A 25,663-nucleotide genomic window follows, 5' to 3' on the forward strand; every position below is an offset into this window, starting at 1 on the left:
GGGGATACTGGGATGGCACTAAGATGGTTTTCAATGATAATGTGATAACATATAAAAATGGTGCAAGTGAAAATTCTACTGCGAATTTCGGAAAAAATGATGTGTCATATACTGGAAAATCCAATTCAAAGTGTAAAGAAAATTGGAGTGATAAATTTAAAAATGTAATTAAAAATAATATTGCGGCTCCATCTGTTGCTGGTATATATAGAATGAGGTATAAGTTGGATTGCAATAATCTCGATCCAAATCCAGATGATGCTTCATTAATTTACTCTAGAAGAGGACAAAATATAGCCAATTCTATTTATCAACAAGAATGGAACGTTAATGGTGCTACCTATTCTTCAAAGTTCGATACATATAAGGCAGCTGGCGGTAATGCCGTCGACATAATGCTTTATGTATTGCGCGAGTACACTCTTAATATTGTACTTCCAAAGAATTCAGCTGGTTTTACACCAAACATTACAATTGCCAATTCTTTGGAGGCTTCATATTCTAAGAACGGTAGTAAGGTTTATGTTCCAACCGAGAACTTAAAGTACGACGAAATTACAACAAACAATGTTGGCGGTCGCCGTCCTAACATTATTATAGATAACGAAAATCACGCTATCACAATATCTTACGACTTCAGCTCTATACCAGTAAATGCAAATGCTGCATCTCCATTCTGGACAGACCATACAGAGCAGCCTGCTCTTGTAGACGGCTACTACCAGATTGAGAAACCTGAGCATCTTGCATGGTTTGCAAGTCATGTAGGCCATTATAGCGATTTGATAAATGGCAAACCTGTAATTAACAGTAATAACAAGACTCAGATAAACACATATCATCCAAATGCAAATGCAATATTGCTTGCAGACCTTGATATGAGTGATTACTATTTTGAGCCTATGGGTTATTTCTCTTTCTATAGTGTAAAGGCTGAGACTTGTAATCAGCTATGCTATAGAGGTCACTTTAACGGTAACAATCATAAAATCAAGGGCTTGTTTATTTCTCGTTTGAGAGAGTGGGATAAAAGCACTAATTATACAACTTTCACAAACCGTATTCCAAGTTATGGTAACGGATTGTTCGCATGCTTGGGTGGTGGTGCTGTTGTAGAGAATCTGTTTGTCGAGTCTGGATATATTGCCAACGGTACAGATTATTCAGGTGCTATTGCTTCGTCTGTGTTTGGTACTGGAGAGGTTATAATTAGAAATGTAGGTTCTGCTGCCGATGTTGTAGTGTCAGGATGGCAGGCTCCAAAGATGTGTTCTGGTGGTTTCATCGGTCAGACTGGTGCAAATGTTAGTGACGACTACACCAATCTGCATATCACTTTCGAGAACTGTTTCAACATGGGTAGCGTAAATGGTGGTGCCCAGTCAAGTGGTAGTACGGCATTCTTGGGTAAGGTAACAGGTGGTTCTGTTGTTGATTTCAAGAATTGTTACTCTCAGTTGGCTGTAGTTACTCCAAACCCTGCGCCAAAATTTTTCGTAGACGCATCTGCAAATGTAACATTCAGCAACTGTTATATTAACGGCAATATCGAGTCGCTCCCAGAGGGAATGACAGTTGTAAATAATGAATTCTATTCAAACGGCAAGCTTGCTTATCTGTTGAATACTAACGGTTTGTGTAATATAGAGGCTGCTGATGATAACATCAACTATTATCAGAAGCTTTCAGGCGAGGGTGTTAACCCTTATCCAATGTGTATCACTTCGGATCCTGTCAACAAAACCGATCAGGTTTTCAGATTTGGTGTGATTATGGAGAACGGTACTGATTTGGATAACGAATTCGCCGTTAATACTACAGAATATTACAATAAAACAGCGGGAAGCTACTCTTTGAGTGATTTCAAGAATAATTCTGCTGAATATAAGAATCAGTCTCTTCGTTATAGTGTCAATACAGAGACTGGTGACGGCTTGTATGGATACGGTCCGTTGAAGTTCTCACGCGATGGCGTTATTACAGATGCTAATACGCTTGATAAGAACGATGATGTAAGTTTGACTTATTCAGAGTTCAAGACATTGAAGCGTTCATCTACTAATACATATCATATTAGTAACCAACTCGAAATGCGTTGGTTGAGTTGGTATGTCAATAATGCGGAGTCATATACTGCATCTAAGGATGTCGGTGTAAGTATTCCAAACAAGGTTACTGCCGAATTGACAGCCAACATCGATATGGGCAAGAATGAGGAACTTGGTATTGTTGATGATACAGAAGAGTTGTTTATTCCAATAGGTAACTCAACTTCTCGTCCGTTTGCAGGTTCGTTTGATGGTAGAAAGCATTATCTTACAAATCTTAAGATTGACGATAACAAGACCGACAACATGTCTGGTGTGTTCGGTGTGGTAAGTCCAAGTGATGCTTACAACACAATCGTCAGAATTACCAACTTCGGTATTGAGAGCGGTTCTGTTCAGGGTAAGGGTTATGCTGTAGGTGGTATCGTCGGCGGTATCGTCGAGGGCGCCCATGCAGGTACTCTCCTTATGGATCACTGTTACAACAAGGCAGAGGTTAAGGCATCTGTTGCAAACTCAAATGCCGGTGGTCTTCTTGGTATGAACGGTTGGAACAGTGTTGCAACTGTAACTATAGCAAACAGTTATAATCACGGTAACATCACATCGCTTCTTGCTGATGCTCACGGTTCTGTAGGTTATAGCTCTCCTTCTGCAACTGAGTCTACAATCAGCAACTTCTATAATGTAGGTAGCATTGTGCATGGTGCGTCAAACAGTTCTTCGAATAGAAACTATCCTGTTTTGACAAACTGCTATACACTTGATGGAGTTGAAGACTATCCTTTCGGTAAGGAAGTACATTCTTCTTTCAAGCCTGTCGAAGAATTTAGAAACGGTAGTGTTGCTTACTATCTGAACGACGACCAGCAGGATATTGTATTCGGACAGAAGCTTGCAGGTAATACAAATATTGATGAATATCCTGTGTTGTTGAGTCTTGCTGCCGAGACAATGTATAACGAGGAGCACGAAAAGCGTGTATTCCCATTGCAGTATTATTATCCGGAAAATGGTGTATATGCATACGAGAATGTTAAGGTAACAACAAGAGATACATACATCCCTAACGGTACTTATTCATTCTTCAACTACTTTGACAAGGAGCGTGTTACTGAAAACAAACTTGTAACAGATTTGGCAAAGCCTGCCGATTTGTATAAGTATCCGTCTAACAACTTCTTTGATGTAGATAAGATTTTCTATGCTGCCGACAATGCAATGTTGGAGCTTGAAAAGAAAGAAACTGAGGCTTCTGATGTTCTTCCGGGCGGAGTATATTATGAGGCTACTCCAACATACGTTGTGATGGAAAGAAAGGAAGGTGATATCCTTGAAGATTTCCGTGACGTAGTTAAGGAGGCAACTGGTGTAACTCCAAACAAGGCTACATCAAACTATTATGAGATTTCTGATGAACTCCAGTTACGCTGGTTCAGCTACTATGTGAACTATGTGTATAATTATGCAAACGGACTTCTTACTGCCGACATCAATTTGGATTCTGAACACTCGTTCAACCCAATAGGCGATGGTTACACAAGATGCTGGCTGAAGACTGTTGCTGAGGAGGATAGAACTGAAAGCAATACGACAACTGCCAAGTTCCGCGGTGCATTCAACGGTAATGGCTTCAAGATTTCTGGTTTGAATATTGACTTTGACGAGGAGCATGAGGTTGCTGATCAGAAGAAGGCTGGCATTGGCTTGTTTGGTCAGGTTGCAACAGGTGCAGACCCTGAAGAGTTGTCTGTATTATATAAGGTGAACATTGCTGGCGGTTCGGTTAAGGCATACACCAACAAGGGTGTTGCTGGATTGCTTGGTTACATCAATGGTGATACCAACAATGAGACTCGTTCGTACATCGTTAACTGCTGTAACAAGGCAAATGTTCAGAACTTGAATGCAGAAGGTTGCGTGGCTGGTCTTGTTGGACAGATAAATTATGCAACCAACTGTAATATAATAAATTGTTATAACCAGGGTACATTTACAGGCTCTGAGCAGAAGGGTGGTATAACACCTTATCTGGAGTCATGTAATGTAACCAAGGAAACTAATGGAACAACAAATTACAACAACCGCCAGTATGTACAGAAGATGTACAACTGCTATACACTGAATGGCGATGTTGTATATTATGGTAATGCTTTCCAGACAGTAAAGACTGACCCTGAGGCTGACTCTAAGGGCGTTAAGGTTTACGTTCATAGCGTAGAGTTGGCAGAACTTGAGAATACATATAAGTATGCTGAAACTGTTTCTGACGGAGAAGGCAGAGACGCGGTTGAAGCTGGAACGACTTATTATGTAGCATCAAAGCAGGTGTTCAATAATGGTACTGTTGCCATCTGGTTGAATGGTGGTACAACAGACATCTATACTAACGGTGAGTTTGATGCAAGCAAGGCTGCGCTTCGCGATGTATATGGTCAGGCTTTGGAGTATGACCCTATCGATGCATATCCTGAATTCAAGGATAATCAGAATGGTTTGTATGCAATTATATTCACATCTCCTTCTGATGATGCATACGAGGCATGGAGCTTTGTGCCTGCAAAGGATTATATAAAGGAATATAACAAGAAGCATGAAGGACGCTATCCTAATAGTATTCTGACATGTAACAACAACCTCGATGCAAACCTGAGCGTTAATGAAGAGACTGGTTTGCTTGAGATTAAGGCTGAAGGAAAGACTATTAAATATCCGAACATTGCATTCGTTGAGCCTAAGTTCAAGAATGACAATGGCGTGGAGGAAGTGAGAATCTTCCATGGTGGCTTGCCTGTAATCGACCGCAAGACAAACTTTGCATTCGTTCATCCAAGCTATACTGTATTCTCTACACAGAGTGGCGACTGCGAGCTTTCCGACTCACTCGACTTGCATGTGTATGCAAAGCTTGTAAATGATGGTGCTTTCGGTGGTAATTTGAGTGCTCATCTTGCTAACGACATCGTACTCGACAATACTATTACAGATGATGTATTGAAGGGCATCTCGGGAGCTGATGAAAAATCGCATTTGTTCCAGCCGATAGGAAACAATACACATCCGTTTACCAATACATTCGACGGTAGAGGCTTTAAGATTACAGGTCTGACTGATGTCAAGAAATCTGTAGCAAGCTGCGGTCTGTTTGGTGAGACAGGTGTAGGTGCAGCAATCATGAATGTTGGTATCGAAGGTGAATATACCGCTCCTTCAAATGCTAAGTATGCAGCTGGTTTGGTAGGTATTGCCAACGGTACAACAGTTTCTAAGTGCTACTCTAAGGTAAATGTAAACAACACTAAGGGTGCTGCTGCCGGTATTATTGCCAAGGCCGACGGTGCTCGAGTTGAATACTGCTATAACCATGGTAATGCAACAGCATCAACTAACAATGGTGCCATCATTGCCGAGGGTGGCGATAATGAAAATAATGTATATGCTTCATACGACATCTCTGATGCTCCAATGTATAAGACTGGTGTTGCGTCATTCACAAGATGTTATGCTTTGAACGAGAACGGTACAGGTGTTACAAGTGCTACACAGCAGCAGTTCAACAAGGGTGAGGTAACATTTAACCTGAATGCTGGCATACATTCTGATTATGCTGCAATGACAGAACCTATTTATGGTCAGAATGTAACAATAGAGGAGTTTGACGACTATCCGGTATTCTTTACAGGTAGTATGGCTGATAACGATTATGCAAACTGTGTGTACAAGACTGAATATTCAGCACCTTCTGGTGCGGTTGTTGTGCCAAACTGGCCGGTAAAGGCATCTGACAACTCATATTTTACAAATACGGTTGTTGGTGAGGATGGTGTGGCAACCTTCGATTTGACTGCTCTTATCAACAATGAGGGTAATGTGCCTGTTGTGCCATACTTCAAGGATAAGAACATCTATTCTGGTCAGATTTTGAACCCAACTTCATCTGCCAATTTGAAGGAATATTACAATGAGATAAATGCAGCGCCAAGTCTTACAAAGACTATGGCTACGGTTCATGACGATGTTGACAACATCGATTATTACGAGATTGCCGACAGCCTTGAACTCCGTTGGGCAAGTTACTATCAGAACAAGAAGCAGACGACAAAAAACACATTTAACTTCAGACTTCTGAATGATATTGACCTTAGCGTTACAACTGGTGGTGTAACATATAATGAGGTACAGTGGGTTCCATTTGGTGCTACTATGTCAAGGGATGAGTATGGGAACATTAAAGAGATTGAGTCCCCAGGTAATGGTAATGACCATTATAGAGGTACAATTGATGGAAATAACAAGACTATTACCAATCTGTTTATTGACCACACAAAGGCATATGATAATAGCTATTATAAGCTAGGTAAAGCACGTGCCGGCTTGGTTGCTCAGATGAATAATGGTACAATAAAGGACCTTGTGCTGAGAGGCTCTATCAATAATATTTGGCAGACAGGCGGTTTGATTGGTCGTGCTATTGGTGCTATTACCATTAAGAATTGTGGTGTTGAAATGGACATTACAAATTCAAGCAACACTGGTGCTGGAGGTTTGATGGGATATGCAGTATCTAAGGTTTTGGTGGACAACTGCTATAGCAAGTCTGATATACATGGCAATTATTTGTGGCATTATGCGCTCATTGGAAATAATCGTAGTAAGCAGGAAACAACAATTACAAATTGTTACAGTGCCGGTACTACTGAGGGTAAGTTCCAGAACCACAACAATCATCTTGTAGGTAATACAGATAATACCCTTATTGCCCAGTTCGTGAACTGCTATGTGCTTGAAACAGAAGATGACAAGGCAACAATCAACACTCCAAGCGAGATTCATTATGAGACTTTGGAGAACTTCAACAACGGTAAGGTTTGCTATTTGCTGAATGTTGGTGGTTATGGACGTAACATGACTGCCGACGATGTGGCTAATCTGAAGTATCGTCAGACATTGGGCGGCGATGCTGCTTACGATGCAGATGTAACAGAAGAGCAGGTTGATGAATTCCCCGCATTGGCTGGTACAAGATGCGAAAGAGCCGATGTACACAAGGCTGGTTTGTTTAAGCCTGAGGTTGAGCCTGTTACAAACAACGGTACAGTAGTGTACGACGGTGGTGTTGATTTTGCATACTCTCTTGACGAGAAACTTGACAAGGGCTGGTATTTCAACGGTACAAGAAGTCTGACACAGATTACTGATGCTGGTCACTATGATGATTGTGTACCTGCATATAGTGTTCCGTTCTTCTATATGAACAGAATTTATACAGGTGATAATCTGAATTGCCATATCAACAAGGATACAAAGGATGTAATGTTTACAAGTTCTTCTGTTGAGACGGTTGAGCCTGTTAATGGAGTGTTTGAAATTGGTGACAAATTGCGTCTGTTCTGGTTCTCTTACTATACCAACAAGGGTGTTTGGTTACATAGGGATAAAATGACACCGGATATGTGTTATTTTGATTTGGATAGTAAGCAGGATGGCAAAGACGTTGAAAATGGAGTATGTGAAGAAGTCACAGTAGGTGATAAAACAAAGTATCGCTACGCTGCTCAAGATGTAGTAAAGAATACTTATGGTCCTTATTATACGACAAATGTTAAGTTGGTTGACAATATCGACCTTAACCCTGGCTTTGCATTCAGTTCTAAGGGCTATCACTACAAGCTTGATGAGAACGGCCATGCAGTAGACTCTATTGCTCCTGTATTCAAGACAGATGCCGAGCTTATTGAGTACTACAATAAGAACAATGTTCCATATTATGGCTCTGACGAGTTTATGGAGGCATGGGCTAAGTATATGAGCTACAGCGCATATAAGGTTGTTGACAACTCGCTGCTTCGTGGTGGTATGATTACCGCACAGAATCTTGAGCCTATTGGTAAGTCAACATCTCAGAAGCGAAATGGTTCTTCATGGTATTACAAGGTTAAATCAACCAATGCGTATAAGGGAGATTTTAACGGTAACAACCATTATATCAAGAACCTGTATGTAACAACATCTACTTCGGTTGCCGGTTTGATTGGTGTCGGAGCTGGTGGTACAAAGATTCATAATCTTGGAATTGAGAGTGGATATGTTCATTCTTCAAACTCATACGCTGGTGTATTTGCTGGTGTTAAGTATTATGGACCTGCAGGTGCTGGACAGTTCGTTATCCGAAACTGTTATAACAAGGCATTCTGTATGTCAGAGGACGTAAACTGTGGTGCATTCGTTTCTGCTTCTCATAGCGGTGCTGGTCCTATTCAAATCTTCAATTGTATCAACTATGCAGATATCTATACGATTTGCGACCCAGGTGCATTCTGTAGTAATATAGCATCAGGAGGTAGTGGTTCTACAGGAGCGAAGATTTACAACAATATCAACTTCGGTCGTCTGATGAGTAGATCTGGCTTGCAGGAGATATATAATGTAGGACATAGTATGACAAATAATACTGAGGAACTGAAGCCATTCTATGTTAAGTCAATGGGTGATGCAGGTAAGGAGTCTGTCGATTACTATTACAGACGTGCTCCATACAATTACCGTCAGAATTTGATTGCCCGTTATGCTGATGGTACGCCTCATGGCATGGACAATACTATTGTCAAAGAGTATGGAGAAGTGCTTTCTCCTGAAGATTTAGAAGAGGCAAAAAAAGCTAGTGGATTTGACAACAATGGTGATTTCAGAAACAACATCTATGTTGAGTATGTTGGCGACTACAATTTAATGTTGGGTGATTTCAAAGATGATTATTATAGTCCTCGCTATAACTTCAGCGCAAAAGAGGTAACAGATGATCAGCGTAAGTTCCAGAGCGGTGAGATTGCATACAACGCAAATCTGTACTATTCAGGCGATGATACAAACAACTATAAGGCGGATGCTAACAAGATTTTGTATGTTCAGTGTATGAACGACATTAAGGATAAGGAGAAACCGGGTGATTTGTATCCTGTATTGCTTGATTTCAGTGATATCAACAACCTCGTGTACAAGGGTATGTTGTTCGACAGCTCTGCCGACAACTTTGATCCTTCAAAATACGAGCCGGAAGACTTCTATATGAACTATACAGGTGCTAACCGCCATCCACACTCTGGTTATCATACAGGTAATGCCGTATCAACCAAACTTGGCTCTGGTAACGACAACTGGATTGTATTCTTCAATCACGACAATGATGCTTACAATCCACACTCAGACAACACCGTGATGAATGGTGGTAGAAAGGACAACTATGGTGTGAACTGTGTATGGGGTAAGCTTGCCAAAGGCTCAGATGGTTCTTATGCTCCTATCTCAGGAACTACAATTCAGGCAGACGAAATCCTGTTGTCTGATCCGGGTTCTAAGATATACACTTCTGAGTACAACTCAACAAGCCAGAAGACTCTGTATAGAGAGGATATGCGTATGCAGCACAAGGACTTCAACTTCTATGTTCCATGTCCTGTTCCTGCCAAGAAGATTTCGTACAAGCGTACTATCAAGAATGTTAAGGATTATGCTACAATAAGTACTCCTTACAAGGTTTACGGTGTTGTAGTAAACAATCAGGATGTGCTTGGCTCAGACATCAAGTTCTACAAGTTTAAGAGCTACAAGACTGAGAACAGTAGAACAACTGTTACATTCGAGGAAGTGTCTCTGAAGAAGGAATCTGTTGATGGCAATGAGTACAATGTATTGCCAGTTGGCTCTTACTTGATGAAGTACACGCCAAGTGAAACTGTTGGTGAAGGCGGTTCGGCTGTATTGTCATTCCGCTCAAAGACCGACCTTTACTCAGACTTGTCTGCTGTTCAGGTTAAGGATTACGAAACAGTATCGTCTGTTGAGCAGACAGACCGCGTGCCTGGTGAGGTTAATGGTTCTTATGCTCAGGGATTGTTCCGTCAGAAGTACTTCGACAATGATATACTTCCTGTCGGAGAGTCTACCGACTACGTTGCATATCAGGGCGGCTATCTGGTAAGAATGGACAATAAGTCGTTTATCGACCCATTCAGAATGTATATGTACATGCCAAAGCAGGCTACTTCGTCAGACGCTAAGGTTCGTATTCAGTTCACATCTCTGTTTGGCGACGATGAGGTTGTAACCGACGTAATCGATACCGTAATGACAGAAGACGGAAATATCGAGGAAGATGTTCCGGTTGACGTATTCGACCTTAACGGTAGAAAGTTGAAGCATCAGATTATGAGAAGCGAGGCTCTCGATGGACTTGACGCTGGTGTATATATTATTAATGGAAATAAAGTTTATAAGAAGAATTGATAATATGGGTAAGATGATATATGTTGCTCCAAAGCTCAGCAGAATAGAGCTGGACAAGAAATATTGCGAAAGTGTAGATGTTGATACTCTTATTAAGGAGTCGGTTGAGTATGTTGGCGGTGGTGATGCCAAGCCAAGAATAAACTATGGCGACGAAGGAGGCAGACGCGGTAAGTGGGGTGACCTCTGGGCAGAAGACGAAAAATAATCTGATTTCGTTATAAAAAGAAAGAGTTGTACGCTATTTGTACAACTCTTTTTTTGTTTTGTGTAATATTAAAAGCCAAAGTATGCCTAAATATGAGAAAAATATGTAATTTTGCAGAATAATATGTTTCATTTAAGTTATTAATTCAAAAGATAGGGATTTTACATTTATTGTTGTATAGGTAAGAGATTATTTATTATGAAGATAGATATGCTTTTTAAAAAATGTTTACTTGCACACATACTTATGCTTGTATGTGCAGTTGGTGCTTTTGCCCAGCCAAGATATAATGATGATTGGGGAAAACATGCACGTCAAGGTGGTGTGATATGTGACCAAAAAGAGAGGAATGCAGAAATGGCAGATGGGGTAACTATGGTTCGTTATCACCATTATTATAACGTAAAAACAGCGGAAGAACTTGCATGGATATTCAGTAATGCCGATCGACACGTAGATGACGACAAAGTAGATAAAGATAAAAATGAATACGAGGGAATATTTATCCAGCTTGCTGCCGATATTGATATGGGTAATTATTATTGGGTTGGAAAAGGCTCTCAAAATCGTATCTATTATATAGATGGTTCAATCCATGAACATGCAGTTGGAGGATATACCATAAGGAATATACATCTGCGAGGCTCTGGAGTTACTACCAATAATAGATACTATGGCTTCTTCAGCGATGCCAAAGATATCGTTTTCTATAATGTAAATTTTGAGTTCAGTAGTGTTAACAATGATAAAATCGTTGGTGACAAAAACGGCTTGCTCATAGGTAATTGTGTTGGTAATGCGAGATTCAGAAGAGTAAACGTAACATTAAATTCTGATTTTGCTACGTCTTATAATTATACAGGAGGTTTGGCGGGCTATGTTGCAAAAAAACTGACCGTAGATTATACAACGCTAACGGTAAACGGAGTTATATCTGGAAAGAATTATGTAGGCGGTTGTGCAGGCTTTGCGCAGAATATCAGCTCTACTGAAACTTCTGTCATAGCTAATAAAACAATAAATGACAAGGAAAGTGGTTTTTCTGCCTCTAACACGTATGTTGCCGGGTTTGTTGGCAGACTTAATGGTAACTATACTTCAAGTCTTAAAGATTGTAAATCCGAGGTGTTGTCATTGAGTGGTAAAGCTCGTGTTGCCGGCTTTTTTGGAGAGGTTATTTCAGCGAATGTTACATTTACTGGATGTTCGTTTAAAGGTGGAATTAATTCAAATTTTGCAGTAGGAGGCTATGTCGCCATTACAGAAAATGCAAGCATTACGGTTAAGGATTGTAGTGTAACGTTGAATGAAAAGTCTGGTACGTGGCCAAGTTTTGTCGGCGGAATTGTTGGTAATTTGGGCCCGAAAGAGGGTGTTGTGTATAGTGATAAGCTTATTGTAGATAATTTCACAATGGGCGATGCACAAAAAAGATATTCATATAAGATTGAAAATAATATTTACGCTGCTGCTGGTTGCGTGGCCTTCATGGCTAAGGGTACAGAGTTGCAGGTGAATCGTCTGTCGCTTAAAAACATTGAGCTTAACGGTGAATGTTTGGGAGCAGTCGTTGGTAAGTGTACTTCGGATAATACGATAACTATATCAAATTCTGAAGTCTCTAATGTCGTAATGGTAGGTTCTAATCATGTTGGTGGATATGTTGGATATTCGAAAGGCGACTTGGACGTTACTAATATAACTCTTAAGAATGTTTCTGTTTACACAGCAAGTAATTCTGCTGGCGGAATAGTTGGATATACTGAAGGCAAACTTATTGTTGACGGCGTAAACGGCTCGGCTGATGCTTATTGTAACGTATCATGTAAGAGTAGTTTGAGCAAGGCTTATACAGGTGGCGTTGTTGGCTATGCAAATGCTGGTGCAGATATAAAGAACGCCAACTTGTATGTTAATGTTTCTGGATGTACAGAGACTGGCGACAAGATTGGTGTTGGCGGTATAACATGTACTATTCGTAAAGGAACGGAATTCAATATTAATAGTTCGAACATCTATGGTTCGATGGTTGATTTGGACAAGAGTTCTGGTAAGTTCGTCAGCGGTCTTGTTGGCTATAACGACGGAACTTTGCATATAGACAAGTGCTCATTCAACGGAAAGGTTATGGCTAAGGGCTATGCCGGTGGATTTGTTGCGATAAATCAGGGCGTCTTGCGAATTCTGAATTCAGAAAACAATGGTGAGATTACTATTGATACTAAATTCTCTGGCGATTATGAGAATTATTACGGCGGTTTCGTTGGCGTGACAGGCAGCAACGACAGCGGTTCGAGAAAGAGTGGTAAGCTTGATATCTTGAATTGTACGAACAATGGTACTATTGCTCCGGGAAGAATGTATGCAGCAGGCTTCGTAGCAATGGTAAATACGACAGATGCAGTACGCTTGTATGATTTGACGAACAAGGGTGTTATCGAGGCAGTTTCTGAGGCTGGAATGAAGCAGTATTACGGTGGTATCGTAGGTAGATTGAAGTATGCCAAGGATGCAGATGGCGACAATTACAATATGGTGATTAAGTATTGTCATAATGAGGCAGACATCACGGCTAATGCAAGTTGCGGCGGTATCGTTGGAACAAACGAAGGCTCATTTGCATCGCTGATTTCAGACTGCTACAACGAGGGCTCAATCAAGATATATGATGAAAATAGCGATTGTGGCGGTATCATTGGAACAACAGGCGATGATGCAGACAAGATGATTGTACAGTATTGCTACAACAAGGGAAATGTTCAGTTTGTTGATGCAAACGGCAACTTCGTAAAGCAGGCGTACGGAATTGGCTGCGTTGATGGCGCAAACTCTCTGGTTAAGAATTGCTATAATATTTCGGCTGTTGATGGAGAGATTCCATGCTTTGCAAAGACTAGTAACGCAAAGGTTGACAACTGCTATCAGCTTATACCTGATGCCGTTTCGGCCGTTAAGGACAAATATGGCAAGCAGATGGCTGATACTCGTCAGCTTAACTGGTACGACAGCAACCAGGCTGAGAACATTACGTTGCTCGACCGTGAGTGCTTCAACGCCGGAAAAGTTGCCTATCTGCTGAGCGCTGATGCCAAGTCGGACATTGAGGAAGTTCACTATGTTCAGAATCTTAACGGATACGAAAACAAGGCTACAGACGGTTCGTACGATGATATGCCAGTTATGACTTACTACTATCGTGCGCTTGATAGTGATCTTTACAATGAGGATGACGGATGGGAAATCAACTATCCAATTGTATCACGTAACGATGTTACAAGCAGAATAGTTTATCAAGGAGAGGTATATAGAGACAATCATGACACCTCTTATAAGGAGGAAGAAATGAACGGCCAGCCTGTGGCACATCAGCAGAAACAGGGCTATACAAACAGCAGCAATTCTGTTCTGGCTGTGCCTCACGATTACATCAGTTATATTGATGCGATTGGAAACGGCAAGAATAATTATATAAAGATGGTTAGCGGTGCGCTTCTTGACGAGGTAAATATCGATATGTGGAAAATGTGCGACGAACGTACATCTCAGACTGATATAAACTGTGCTTGGGATAGCGATGCAACCATAGTGAACGGTGTAACTCACTATAATAATCTGGAGGCGAATGAAATTCGTCTTACAGACCCTTCTGTAAATGGTGCAACCAAGAAGGAACTTGTTGTACCATATAACTTCTATGCACCTTCGGATATTAGAGTTGTAGGCGATATTGAGTACAGACGTGTGATGAGGAATGGAAAGTTGGCGTCGTTAGATTTACCATTTGATGTTGAAGAAATATCATACTATAATAATGGTGTAAAACAGCAGCTTCGTTTCAATCCTAATGACAATGGTTTCAAAAATAATCCTTATATATTGTTTGAGGAACTCTCTGATTTTGAGCAGAAGGATGGTTCTAATAAGGTTTATATCAACTTCCAAACTGTAAGTGGTAATATAATTCCTGCAGGTAAATATATGGTGACATACAGTGGACCAGACGGATCGGTAGTAAGCTTCAGAGGCTCAGGTAAGATAAATAAGACCAACTGCCCATATACAGATACAGAGGCAAAACCATTCAACCAGCCAACAGCCAACAGTGCAGCAAACGGCATGGAACTTCGTGGCTTCACACAGAGATACATAGCAAATGCAACCGAAGGTGAGAACTATTGGAAGAATTATTTGTATCTTGACTACGACAAGAACGGAAATCCGATTATGCGCCGTGGTGCAACTTGCGGAGGCGTTTGGTCAACTCCATTCCGCGCAATGTTGTATGCTTCGTCTGAACTAATCGGCGACAAGGGCGATGTTGCATCTGCTAGTGCAAAGGCAATTTACATCCGTAGCATGTGGAGGAACTATGAGGTTGACGAGGCTACAGACATCGAGACAATAGAGTCTGCGAATATCGATGCAGAAACAGAGGTTGATGTTTACAGCGTAGACGGTTTGAAGGTTAGAAGTGCTGTTAAGTACGGCGAGGCTCTCGATGGTTTGCAGAAGGGTATTTATATAATAAATGGAATTAAGGTATTCAAGAAATAAAGAAACTATGAAAAAAAATCAATATGTAAAACCGACCTTGCATAAGGTTATGGTTAACGGAATGGAAGATTTCCTCACAGATGTTGTGGTTGGCTCGGACATGGATGGTTCGGCTAATGCAAAGCCACGCGGTTCATTTGTGGTGAGTGAATCGAAAGAATCGAGATGGGGTGACCTATGGGGGACAGGCGAGGATCCTCATAACACCGCAAGATAACAAATTGGAGGTATGTTGTTCTTCGGCATACCTCTTTTGTTTTTCTTAATTTGATGGCGAATCAGAGTAAAAAAGCAGAATATGTTGCTAAAATCCTTATGGTTTATATAAAAGATGCATATTTTTCGATAATTATCAACTTTACAATTTTTGTGAATTGATTTTTTTAGTATCTTCGCAACCATAAAATTAGATTTATGCATAAACTATATAAAATATATCAGGTTCTGATTGCCCTACCAATCATAGTGGCACAGACAATGATAACCTCCTTGTTTATGGTAATCGGTGCTTTGATTCACAATGATTATCTGTGCTTTCAGCCGGCGGTTTGGTGGGGAAAGGTAATCATTGGCTCTCTTGGCATGAAGGTTAAGGTGAATATGGATGAAGGCGTAGAACTCGATCCTAAACAGTCGTATCTCTTTGTCGCAAACCATCAGGGTGCGTTCGATATTTATATAATTTATGCGGCGATAAACCGACATTTTAAATGGATGCTGAAGAAGGAACTACTGAAGATTCCTTTCGTTGGTTGGGCTTGCTCGGCTACGAATCAGATTGCCGTAGACAAAAGCAATCCGAGAAAGATTGCCGAGACAATCAGACAGGCGCGTGAAACTCTGCAGGGAGGAACATCGGTAGTTGTATTTCCTGAAGGCGCGAGATCATTCTGCGGACACATGGGTGAGTTTAAAAGAGGCGCATTCTTGTTGTCTGACAAATTGCAGTTGCCTGTCGTACCGATTACGATAAACGGCAGTTTTGATTGTCAGCCTCGCACTCAAGGATATGTCAGCTTTGTTAATCGTGTTCCGCTGAGTGTAACGATACATAAACCGATTAGTCCCAAGGGCAAAGGCGCAGAATCTATGGCGGAACTGCTCAACGAGAGCTGGAATGTGATAAACAACGGCTTGGTGAAGGAGTATCAGGGCTTTGTTGAAAATCCTGATCAGTAATATTTTGGTCGGACTACGAAATTTATTGAATAAAATTGTAAATTATATATAATTGTTATACTTTTGCAAGTATGTTTAAAATAATTAAAAGATAATTAGACTTTAAATTGGATATGAGAAAAGTTGCTTTGATTACTGGCGTTACCGGTCAGGATGGTTCATACCTATCAGAATTTTTGTTGGGAAAAGGTTATGAGGTTCACGGAATTATTCGTAGATCTTCTGTTGATTACCGAGAAAGAATTGCCCATCTTGAAGGAAAGCCAAACTTCCACTTGCATTATGCTGATTTAGGTGATTCTATGTCGTTGGTGAAGGTCGTTGGTACCGTTCAGCCAACAGAAATATATAATTTGGCTGCTCAGAGCCATGTTCAGGTTAGTTTCGATGCTCCAGAATTTACAGCCGATGTTGATGCAACAGGTGTATTGAGAGTCTTGGAGGCTGTTCGCGCTTGCCACCTTGAAAAATCATGCCGCATCTATCAGGCTTCAACATCAGAACTTTATGGAAAGGTTGAGGAAGTTCCCCAGAACGAAAAGACTCCGTTCCATCCTTACTCGCCATACGCAGTTGCAAAATTGTATGGTTTCTGGATTGTGAAAGAATACCGTGAAGCATACAACATGTTCTGTTGCTCAGGTATTTTGTTCAACCATGAGAGTGAGCGTCGTGGTGAGACATTCGTAACACGAAAGATTACTCTTGCTGCGGCTCGTATTGCTCAGGGTAAGCAGGATAAGTTGTACCTTGGAAACCTGAGTTCGCTTCGCGACTGGGGATATGCAAAGGATTATGTTGAGTGTATGTGGCTTATTCTTCAGCATGATAAACCTGAGGATTTCGTTATTGCTACAGGCGTTCAGCACTCAGTTCGTGAGTTTACATATGCTGCGTTCAAGGCTGCTGGCATCGAACTGAAGTTCGAGGGCGAGGGCATGGACGAGAAGGGTATTTGTGTTGCAGGTCCTGAGAATCTTGTTGGCAAAACTTTAGTTGAGGTAAGCGAGGATTTCTATCGTCCGACAGACGTTGTGAACTTGTGGGGCGACCCTACAAAGGCAAAGAAGGAACTTGGCTGGAATCCACAGACAACAACGTTCGAACAGCTTGTTCAGATAATGGTAAAGCACGATATGGAAAAGGTTGCCGCAGAGCACGTTGCAAGCGTAATGCGCACAAACCTTGCCGAATATTTGGAAAAGGGTATTATCAAATAGTAAAATGTTAGATAAGAATTCGAAAATATATGTAGCAGGGCATCACGGATTAGTGGGCTCTGCTATTTGGAATAATTTGAAGGCTCGCGGCTACAACAATCTTGTAGGCAAGAGCCACAAGGAACTCGATTTGCTTGATGGCGTGGCAGTGAAGAAATTCTTTGATGAAGAAAAGCCTGATGCTGTAGTCCTTGCGGCTGCCCACGTTGGCGGAATCATGGCAAATCTTCAGTACCGTGCCGATTTCATCTATCAGAATCTGCAAATTCAGCAGAACGTGATAGGCGAAGCTTGGAAGCATGGCGTTAAGAAACTTCTGTTCCTTGGCTCAACATGTATCTATCCGCGCGAAGCTCCTCAGCCAATGCCAGAGGATTGCTTGCTTACAAGCGCTCTTGAGTATACAAACGAACCATACGCGATTGCAAAGATTGCAGGTCTGAAGATGTGCGAGAGTTTCAATCTTCAGTACGGCACAAACTACATTGCTGTTATGCCGACAAATCTGTATGGTCCGAACGATAATTTCCATTTGGAAAACAGTCATGTTCTGCCAGCGATGATTCGTAAGATTCATCTTGCTAAGTGTCTGAACGAGAATGATTGGGATGCTGTGAGAAAAGATATCAAACTGCGTCCTGTTACAATAAAGAATGCCGACGGAGTGCCAGCAAATGTCTTGTCTGGTGCAGAAGTCTTGGCAGATGGCAGAGTGAAGGTTGATGAAAACAGCAGCAAGGAAGCAATTTTGTTCGTGTTGTCTCGTTATGGCATCACTCCAGAGGCAGTAACACTTTGGGGAACAGGAGCTCCGCTTCGCGAGTTCTTGTGGAGCGAGGAGATGGCTGATGCCTCTGTTCATGTGTTGCTTAACGTCGATTTTAAAGATACATACAAGAATAGCGTTAAGAACAGCGACGGCATAACTGAAATTCGCAACTGTCACATAAATGTAGGAACAGGAAAGGAACTTACAATTAAGGAGTGTGCCGAGAAGATTGTTGCTGAAATCGGTTTCAAGGGCGCGCTCAAGTGGGATAGTTCTAAGCCAGACGGCACGATGAAGAAACTTACGGATGTAAGCAAGCTACATAGCCTTGGATGGCATCATAAGATTGAAATTGATGAGGGTATCCACAAATTGTACCAGTGGTACATGCAGGGAATCTGTATAAATCATCAGACCATATAAATACATATTCAATGAAAGGAATTGTTTTAGCAGGAGGATCTGGAACGAGACTGTATCCAATCACCAAGGGAGTCAGTAAACAGCTTATACCTATTTACGACAAACCTATGATTTATTATCCTATTTCGGTACTTATGCTTGCCGGAATCAGAGAGATTCTTATTATCTCAACTCCTTACGATTTGCCTTCGTTCAAGCGTCTGCTAGGCGACGGCAGTGACTACGGTGTGAAGTTCGAGTATGCAGAGCAGCCTTCTCCAGACGGTTTGGCTCAGGCATTCATCATTGGCGAGAAGTTTATTGGCAATGATTCTGTCTGCCTTGTTTTGGGTGATAACATCTTCCAAGGCCCGGGATTCTCAAAGATGCTTCACGAGGCAGTAGAGACTGCGGAGAAAGAAAGTAAGGCAACGGTCTTCGGATATTGGGTTAACGATCCTGAGCGTTACGGCGTTGCTGAGTTTGACAAGGAAGGCAATTGTCTCAGCATAGAGGAGAAGCCAGCCCAGCCAAAGAGCAACTATGCCGTTGTTGGATTGTATTTTTATCCGAACAAGGTTGTTGAGGTTGCTAAAAATATCAAGCCTTCGCCTCGCGGTGAACTTGAGATTACGACTGTTAATCAGCAATTCCTTGATGACAAGCAGCTTAAAGTACAGACTTTGGGACGCGGATTCGCATGGCTCGACACCGGAACTCACGATTCGCTTAGCGAGGCTTCGACATACATCGAGGTGCTTGAGAAGCGTCAGGGCTTGAAGGTGGCATGTCTTGAGGGCATCGCTTTCCGCAAGGGATGGATTGATGCCGACAAGATGCGTGAGCTTGCCAAGCCTATGTTGAAAAATCAGTATGGACAGTATTTGTTGAAGGTTATAGACGAAATTGAAGGAGGTAAATAAAAAGATGGAAGTAATAAAGACTGCTATAGAAGGCGTATTGATTATTGAACCGCGAGTTTTTAAGGATTCGCGTGGTTATTTTTTTGAGAGCTTCTCAAAGCGTGAGTTCGACGAGAAGGTGGGTGCAATTCTTGGACATACAATTGATTTTGTTCAGGACAACGAGAGCATGAGCAGCTACGGCGTTATGCGCGGATTGCATTTTCAGAAGATGCCTTACTCTCAGAGTAAGCTTGTGCGTTGTGTGAAGGGCGCTGTGCTCGATGTTGCCGTTGATATCCGCAAGGGCTCGCCAACATTCGGACAGCACGTTGCTGTTGAACTTACAGAAGATAATCATCGCCAGTTCTTCATTCCAAGAGGATTTGCACACGGATTTGCCGTATTGAGCGAGACTGCCGTGTTCCAGTATAAGTGCGATGAGTTCTATCATCCTGAAGCCGATGGCGGCATTTGCATAAAGGACGAGAGCCTTGGCATTGACTGGAAGATTCCTGTTGAGAAGGCAATCTTGAGCGAGAAAGATATGAAGCATCCTTGTTTGAAAGATGCTGAACTGTTTTTTGATATAAACGACAAGCTATACTAAATGAAGAATATTGTAATTACTGGTGGAGCCGGATTTATTGGCTCGCACGTTGTTCGCCTGTTCGTAAACAAGTATCCTGAATACAACATCATCAATCTTGACAAGCTTACATACGCTGGTAATCTTGCCAACCTAAAGGATGTTGAGAACAAGCCAAACTATAAGTTTGTGAAGATGGACATTTGCGATTTCGATGCTTTCTACAAGCTTATGCAGGACGAGAAGATTGACGGCATTATCCATCTTGCAGCAGAGTCTCATGTAGACCGCTCAATCAAAGACCCATTCACTTTTGCCCGTACAAACGTGATGGGAACATTGAGTTTGCTTCAGGCTGCCAAGTTGTATTGGGAGTCGTTGCCAGAGAAGTACGAGGGCAAGCGCTTCTATCACATCTCAACAGATGAGGTTTACGGTGCTTTGAGCATGACTCACCCTGAGGGAATAGAGCCTCCTTTCACTACAAAGGCTTCTTCTTCAAAGCATCACGAGGCTTACGGCGAGGATTTCTTCTACGAAACTACGAAGTACAATCCTCATTCTCCATATTCGGCTTCTAAGGCAAGTTCTGACCACTTTGTCAGAGCGTTCCACGATACTTACGGAATGCCGACTATCGTTACAAACTGTTCGAACAACTATGGTCCTTATCAGTTCCCAGAAAAGCTGATTCCGCTTTTCATCAACAACATTCGCAACCGCAAGGCTCTTCCTGTTTACGGCAAGGGCGAAAACGTTCGCGACTGGTTGTTTGTTGAGGATCATGCACGTGCCATCGACGTTATTTTCCACAACGGAAAGATTGCTGAAACTTACAATATCGGTGGCTTTAACGAGTGGAAGAATATCGACATCATCAAGGTCGTAATAAATACAGTTGACCGTCTGCTCGGTCGTAAGGAGGGCGAGGACATGGATCTCATCACTTACGTTACCGACCGTCTCGGACATGATGCTCGATATGCAATCGACTCAACAAAACTTCAGAAGGAATTGGGCTGGGAGCCATCCCTTCAGTTCGAGGAAGGAATTGAGAAGACAGTGAAGTGGTACTTGGAAAATCAGGAATGGATGGACAACATCACAAGTGGAGATTACGAAAAGTACTATGAATCAATGTACGCAGGAAGATAATGAATATTGCTATATTATTGGCTGCTGGCAGTGGTACTCGTTTGGGAGCATCACTGCCAAAGCAGTTTTTGGAGGTATGTGGAAAGACGATTCTCGAACACACCGTCGAGGCTTTCGAATCGTCGGACGATATTGACGAGATTGCCATCGTTACACGCGAGGATTACGTTGAGAAGGTGAGCGAACTGATTGGCGAGCATCATCCAAAACTGAAACGCGTTTTGAAGGGTGGAAAGGAACGCTATCACAGCAGCATTGCTGCAATTGAGGCTTATACCAACGACGATGACAACATAATGATTCACGATGCCGTCCGTCCGATGGTAAGCAAGCGGATTATTCGCGAGTGCGTGGAGGCTCTTGGGAAGTACGATGCCGTTGATGTTGCCGTTCCTGCCACCGATACTATTTTGCAGGTAGATGAAAACGGACTTATATGCAACATTCCGCCGCGCAAGATGCTAAGAAACGTGCAGACACCGCAGTGCTTCAAGCGCAGGGTTATTGCCGAGGCTTACCGACGAGGACTTGCCGACCCTGAGTTTGTTACGACCGACGACTGCGGAGTTGTGCACCGTTACATGCCCGAAGTTCCGATATTCATCGTGGACGGCGAGAGCACGAATATCAAGATTACGTTCAAAGAGGACATAAAGACATTCGAAAGTTATCTGAACCGTTGATATGCGGTTCTTTTTTTTGCAGACTGTCGGAAATGTATTATATTTGCAGTCTATTATGCATCTGATTGATTTTATAATATTTTTCCTTTTCACAGGAGGCATAGTGCTCTTTGGCTGTTCTTTTTTCAAGAAGAAGATTTCTTCGGAAGAGTTTGTGTCGGGTGGTCGCAACCTGCCTGGGTGGGTTGTCGGAATGTCAATATTTTCGACTTATGTAAGCAGCATAAGCTATTTGGGATATCCGGGCATGGCATATGCCGGAAACTGGAACGCGTTTGTTTTCAGTCTGTCGATACCGGTTGCCGCCCTTTTTGCCGTTATGTATTTCGTTCCGTTCTATCGCAATATGGGCTGTGTGTCGGCATACAGTTATCTCGAAGAGCGATTCGGACTGTGGGCAAGACTATACGCTTCGGCTTGCTATCTGCTTACTCAAATGGCACGCATTGGCACAATCTTGTTTCTGATGGCTTTGCCTATGAATATTCTGCTGGGATGGGATTTGCAACTCGTCATCGTGCTGTCGTCTGTAGCAATAATAATGTATTCGATGTTCGGCGGAATAAAGGCGGTTATCTGGACCGAGGCTCTTCAAGGCATCGTTCTTATTGGTGGAACGATTGTTTGTATGCTTGTGCTGCTGTTTCAGACTCCGGGAGGACCGTCGAATGTTGTTGAGACGGCTTTGGCTGACGGCAAGTTCTCGCTTGGCAGTTTTTCGTTAGAACTTGGCACTTCTACGTTTTGGGTTTGCTTCGTCTACGGAATATTCACAAATTTGCAGAATTACGGTATAGACCAGAGTTATGTGCAGCGGTATCATGCTGCCAAGAGCGAGAAGCAGGCAAAGTTCAGCGCGATGTTCAGTGCTTTTTTGTTCATTCCGGTGTCGGCATTCTTCTTTATGATTGGTACTTCGCTGTATGTATTCTACAAGATGCAGCCCGACTTGCTGCCGGCAAGTATCGTCAAGGCTGATGATGTCTTTCCTTATTTCATTGTGCATCAGTTGCCTGTGGGTTTGACGGGACTTTTGATAGCTTCGATTTTCGCGAGCGGAATGAGTACGGTGGCTACATCAATCTCATCCTCATCGACAATTATACTGACTGATTATTATGTGCGAGTGCGCTCGCTGGCTTCGGAGAAAGAGCGCATCAGGGTGCTGAAGATTTCGGGCGTGATTGTGGGCCTGATAGGAATCGTAGTGGCGATTCTGCTGTCGCACGTCGATGGAATTCTCGATGCTTGGTGGAAACTATCGTCCGTCTTTAGCGGCGGAATGTTGGGATTATTCCTTCTGGCATTCGTAAGCAAGAAAGTGGGCAATATGGCGGCGGCTCTTGCCGTTATATGTGGAGTAGCGATAATCGGATTCATATCGGCAGGAACGATGCTTCACGGCTATCTTGCCATCGTGTTTGGCACGGTCGTGATATTCTGCTCGGGATTCATTTTTACGATGATTTTAGACCGAAGGCGCAAGTAGAAACTCGCTAACTATACGAAGAAAAGATGATAACTTACTAATAAAAAATATAGGTAAAATACAAATATGAAGAATCTTATTTTAATTGTGGCAGGATTGTTGTCTGCCTCGTCGGTGATGGCGCAGAATGGAGGCCTTACCGATATGAGTAAAAGCAAGTTTTCGCAGATGAGCAACACTCCGCTCGGCGCAGTAAAGTGGACCGGCGGATTTTGGGGAGAACGATTTGGCGTGTACAGCAACACATCGTTGCAGAGCATGTGGAATACATGGAACAATCCTGACGTGAGTCACGGATTCAGAAATTTTGAGATTGCCGCCGGCGATTGTCAGGGCGAGCACTGGGGACCTCCGTTCCACGATGGAGATATGTACAAGTGGCTCGAAGGCGTGGCATCGGTCTATGCCGTTACTAAGAATCCGGAACTCGACAAGCTAATGGACTATTTCATAGAGAGAGTGGCGAAGGCACAGCGCGCCGACGGATACATTCACACTCCGGTGATTATCGACGAGAAGAACAAGGGCGTTGATACACATTCGGGCAAACAACAGACTATTATCGGCACAAAAGTGGGAGCCGAGAACGAGAAGGGAGCATTTGCCAACCGATTGAATTTTGAGACATATAATCTTGGTCATCTGATGATGGCTGGCATCATGCACAAGCGCGCAACGGGCAAGACTACGTTGTTCAACTGCGCTGTCAAGGCTACCGATTTTCTTTGTCATTTTTACGAGACGGCTTCTGCCGAGTTGGCACGAAATGCCATCTGCCCGTCGCACTACATGGGCGTTGTTGAGATGTATCGCGAGACTGGCAACAAACGCTATCTGGAGTTGTCTAAGAATCTTATAAACATCCGCGGAATGGTAGAGAACGGAACTGATGACAATCAGGACAGAATACCGTTCCGTCAGCAATATAATGCAATGGGACATGCCGTGCGTTCAAACTATCTGTATGCCGGCGTTGCCGATGTGTATGCCGAGACTGGTGAGGAGCAACTGATGAAGAATTTGACAAGCATCTGGAAAGATATCGTCACACGAAAGATGTATATCACTGGCGCTTGCGGAGCGTTGTACGATGGCACATCGCCCGATGGAACCTGCTATGAGCCTGATTCAATCCAGAAGGTTCATCAGAGTTACGGACGACCATATCAGTTGCCAAACAGTACTGCTCACAACGAGACTTGCGCCAATATCGGAAACATGCTTTTCAACTGGCGAATGTTGGAGGCTACGGGCGATGCAAAATATGCCGACATCGTAGAGACCGCGTTGTACAACAGCGTGCTGAGCGGCATCAGCCTCGACGGAAAGAAGTATTTCTATACCAATCCGTTGCGCATCAGTGCCGACCTTCCTTATACGCTTCGCTGGCCAAAGGAGAGATCCGAATACATCAGTTGTTTCTGCTGTCCTCCAAACACGTTGAGAACCGTATGTCAGGCGCAGAACTACGCTTATTCGGTTGCCGACAAGACGCTTTTCTGCAATCTTTACGGCGAAAACACTCTCACAACCACTATTCAGGGTATTGGCGATGTCGTTTTCGAACAGAAAACATCGTATCCGTGGGACGGCAACGTAACACTCATTCTGACAAAAATAGCAAAGAGCAAGAACGCAGGAAAGTCGGCAAACATCAAGAACGAGATGACTCTAAACATGCGCGTGCCTGAATGGTGCGACGGCGCAGAACTGAGAGTGAATGGCGAGAAGATTGAGGGCGATTTCAAGGCAAATTCATACGCAGGCGTTAAGCGTGTTTGGAAGAGGGGCGACAAGGTTGAGTTTGTAATGCCGATGCGTGCCCGTTTGATGGAGGCGAATCCGCTGGCAGAGGAAATCAGAAATCAGATTGCCATCAAGCGCGGACCGATTGTTTATTGCCTTGAAAGTCAGGATTTGCCATCGGGCGTAAAGATTGACGACGTGCTGATTCCATCGGACATCAAGCTGACTCCGAAGAAAGTGAAGATTGACGGCAGCGACATCACCGCACTCGAAGGCGAGGTGAGCGTAAGCGATGAGGCCGACTGGAAGGGCACTCTGTATCGCGAAGTCGGCACATCAAAGAGAACCGTAAAGGTAAGTTTCATTCCATATTATGCGTGGGGCAACCGCGGAAAGGGTGAGATGACTGTATGGATGCCATTAGCAAGAAAATAAA

13 protein-coding genes are annotated in these 25,663 nt (G+C 42.8%); all 13 read left to right on the forward strand.

The window, feature by feature from the left end; all coding sequences use genetic code 11:
* Positions 1-212: 212 nt before the first annotated feature.
* The 13 genes from T538_RS0103375 (at position 213) to T538_RS0103440 (ending at position 25,662) form a co-directional block, all read left to right on the forward strand.
* On the forward strand, positions 213-10,331 hold the full coding sequence (locus tag T538_RS0103375; protein ID WP_031540802.1) for a hypothetical protein: 10,119 nt from the start codon (positions 213-215) through the stop codon (positions 10,329-10,331).
* A gap of 4 nt (positions 10,332-10,335) precedes the next feature.
* Positions 10,336-10,539 (forward strand): hypothetical protein, encoded by a 204-nt coding sequence (locus T538_RS0103380; RefSeq protein ID WP_031532149.1) that lies wholly within the window; start codon positions 10,336-10,338, stop codon positions 10,537-10,539.
* Positions 10,540-10,737: 198 nt separating this feature from the next.
* The gene (locus T538_RS0103385) at positions 10,738-15,093 is read left to right on the forward strand and encodes a hypothetical protein (RefSeq protein WP_031540803.1); all 4,356 of its coding nucleotides are present in this window, start codon (positions 10,738-10,740) and stop codon (positions 15,091-15,093) included.
* 7 nt (positions 15,094-15,100) lie between these two features.
* Positions 15,101-15,310 carry a hypothetical protein gene (locus T538_RS0103390; RefSeq protein WP_139185190.1) on the forward strand — a complete coding sequence of 70 codons (210 nt, stop codon included), beginning with the start codon at positions 15,101-15,103 and terminating at the stop codon, positions 15,308-15,310.
* Between the two features lie 197 nt (positions 15,311-15,507).
* Entirely contained in the window at positions 15,508-16,272 is a 765-nt protein-coding gene (locus T538_RS0103400) for a lysophospholipid acyltransferase family protein (protein ID WP_031532153.1), read from the forward strand.
* A 113-nt stretch (positions 16,273-16,385) separates the two neighbouring features.
* Positions 16,386-17,492, forward strand: coding sequence for a GDP-mannose 4,6-dehydratase (gene gmd / locus T538_RS0103405; protein ID WP_051655852.1), 1,107 nt, complete (start codon positions 16,386-16,388; stop codon positions 17,490-17,492).
* A gap of 4 nt (positions 17,493-17,496) precedes the next feature.
* Positions 17,497-18,684: a GDP-L-fucose synthase family protein gene (locus tag T538_RS0103410; RefSeq protein WP_031532156.1), complete on the forward strand. Its 1,188-nt coding sequence runs from the start codon at positions 17,497-17,499 to the stop codon at positions 18,682-18,684.
* 11 nt (positions 18,685-18,695) lie between these two features.
* Entirely contained in the window at positions 18,696-19,586 is an 891-nt protein-coding gene (gene rfbA, locus T538_RS0103415) for a glucose-1-phosphate thymidylyltransferase RfbA (RefSeq protein ID WP_031532157.1), read from the forward strand.
* A gap of 4 nt (positions 19,587-19,590) precedes the next feature.
* Complete coding sequence (rfbC, locus tag T538_RS0103420; RefSeq protein WP_031532159.1) at positions 19,591-20,175, forward strand: dTDP-4-dehydrorhamnose 3,5-epimerase; 585 nt, start codon at positions 19,591-19,593, stop codon at positions 20,173-20,175.
* Positions 20,176-21,309 (forward strand): dTDP-glucose 4,6-dehydratase, encoded by a 1,134-nt coding sequence (locus tag T538_RS0103425; protein ID WP_031532160.1) that lies wholly within the window; start codon positions 20,176-20,178, stop codon positions 21,307-21,309.
* The gene (ispD, locus tag T538_RS0103430; RefSeq protein WP_081834843.1) at positions 21,309-21,992 is read left to right on the forward strand and encodes a 2-C-methyl-D-erythritol 4-phosphate cytidylyltransferase; all 684 of its coding nucleotides are present in this window, start codon (positions 21,309-21,311) and stop codon (positions 21,990-21,992) included. Before T538_RS0103425 ends, ispD begins: the two co-directional genes overlap by 1 nt.
* A 55-nt stretch (positions 21,993-22,047) precedes the next feature.
* Positions 22,048-23,481, forward strand: coding sequence for a sodium:solute symporter family protein (locus T538_RS0103435; RefSeq protein WP_031532163.1), 1,434 nt, complete (start codon positions 22,048-22,050; stop codon positions 23,479-23,481).
* Between the two features lie 66 nt (positions 23,482-23,547).
* Complete coding sequence (locus T538_RS0103440; protein ID WP_031532165.1) at positions 23,548-25,662, forward strand: aceric acid hydrolase; 2,115 nt, start codon at positions 23,548-23,550, stop codon at positions 25,660-25,662.
* Position 25,663: the final 1 nt, after the last annotated feature.

This window comes from Bacteroides sp. Ga6A2 (assembly GCF_000702225.1).
Classification (GTDB): domain Bacteria; phylum Bacteroidota; class Bacteroidia; order Bacteroidales; family Bacteroidaceae; genus Ga6A1.